We start from the raw sequence: 1,652 nt of genomic DNA, 5'->3' as shown, positions 1-1,652 counted from the left end.
GGCCTGACGGTGTTCGTGCTGGCCTGCTTCGTCGGCTACTACGTGGTGTGGCGGGTGACGCCGGCGCTGCATTCGCCGCTGATGGCGGTGACCAACGCGGTGTCCTCGGTGATCATCGTCGGCGCGCTGATCGCCGCCGGCCCGGCCGGCTTCGGCTTCTCCAAGGTGATGGGCTTCCTGGCGGTCATCCTGGCCAGCGTCAACATCTTCGGCGGCTTCCTGGTCACCCAGCGCATGCTGTCGATGTTCAAGAAGAAGGGCAAGTAACCATGGAAAGCCTCTCCGCCCTTCTCTACCTCGTCGCCTCGGTGTGCTTCATCATGGCCCTGCGCGGCCTGTCCAGCCCCGAGACCTCCCGCCAGGGCAACCTGTTCGGCATGGCCGGCATGACCATCGCCGTGCTGACCACCCTGGCCCTGCCCATCGTCCAGTCCTACTGGATGATCGTGCTCGGCATCGCCATCGGCGGCGGCATCGGCTACGTCATCGCCAAGAAGATCGAGATGACCGCCCTGCCGCAGCTCGTCGCCGCCTTCCACTCGCTGGTCGGTCTGGCCGCGGTGTTCGTGGCGCTCTCGGCCTTCTATTCTCCCGAAGCCTACGGCATCGGCGTGCCCGGGGCGATCGCCAAGGGCTCGCTGGTCGAGATGGCGCTGGGCACCGCCATCGGCGCCATCACCTTCACCGGCTCCATCGTCGCCTTCGCCAAGCTCCAGGGGCTGGTCACCGGCAAGCCGCTGGTCTTCCCCTTCCAGCACCACCTGAACGCCGCGCTCGGCGTCCTGACGATCCTGCTCATCGTCTGGCTGGTGCAGTCCAACTCCAGCGTGGCGCTGTGGATCATCGTGCTGGTCGCGCTGGCGCTCGGCTTCCTGCTGATCCTGCCGATCGGCGGGGCGGACATGCCGGTGGTGATCTCGATGCTGAACAGCTACTCGGGCTGGGCGGCGGCGGGCATCGGCTTCACGCTGCAGAACAACCTGCTGATCGTCACCGGCGCGCTGGTCGGCTCCTCGGGCGCGATCCTGTCCTACATCATGTGCAAGGGCATGAACCGCTCGATCTTCAACGTCATCCTCGGCGGCTTCGGCGGCGACAGCGGCGCCGCGGCGGCGGCCGGCGGCGGCGGGGAGCGCGGCACGGTCAAGGCCGGCTCGCCGGAGGACGCGGCCTACATCATGAAGAACGCCCAGTCGGTGATCATCGTGCCGGGCTACGGCATGGCGGTGGCCCAGGCCCAGCACGCGCTGCGCGAGATGGCCGACCTGCTGAAGAAGGAGGGCGTCGAGGTCAAGTACGCCATCCATCCGGTGGCGGGGCGCATGCCGGGCCACATGAACGTGCTGCTGGCCGAGGCCAACGTGCCCTACGACGAGGTGTTCGAGCTGGAGGACATCAACCGCGACTTCAGCACCGCCGACGTCGCCTTCGTGATCGGCGCCAACGACGTGACCAACCCGGCGGCCAAGACCGATCCGCAGTCGCCGATCTACGGCATGCCGATCCTCGACGTCGAGAAGGCCAAGACGGTGTTCTTCATCAAGCGCGGCATGGCCGCCGGCTACGCCGGGGTCGAGAACGAGCTGTTCTTCCGTCCCAACACCATGATGCTCTTCGGCGACGCCAAGAAGGTCACCGAAGAGGTCGTGAAG

Annotated in this window: 2 protein-coding genes; both read left to right on the top strand. The window is 66.9% G+C overall.

What is annotated here, in order from left to right:
- On the top strand, positions 1 to 267 hold a 267-nt coding region (locus tag QSG27_RS28865), incomplete at its 5' end, for an NAD(P) transhydrogenase subunit alpha (RefSeq protein WP_306712282.1).
- Between the two features lie 2 nt (positions 268 to 269).
- Positions 270 to 1,652: NAD(P)(+) transhydrogenase (Re/Si-specific) subunit beta (locus tag QSG27_RS28860; protein ID WP_306712281.1), on the top strand; the 1,383-nt coding region annotated here is incomplete at its 3' end.

Origin of the sequence: Azospirillum isscasi (genome assembly GCF_030849505.1) — a bacterium.
GTDB lineage: Bacteria > Pseudomonadota > Alphaproteobacteria > Azospirillales > Azospirillaceae > Azospirillum > Azospirillum isscasi.
The sequence above is the reverse complement of the archived record's forward strand: the minus strand, read 5'-3'. Positions and strand labels throughout refer to the sequence as shown.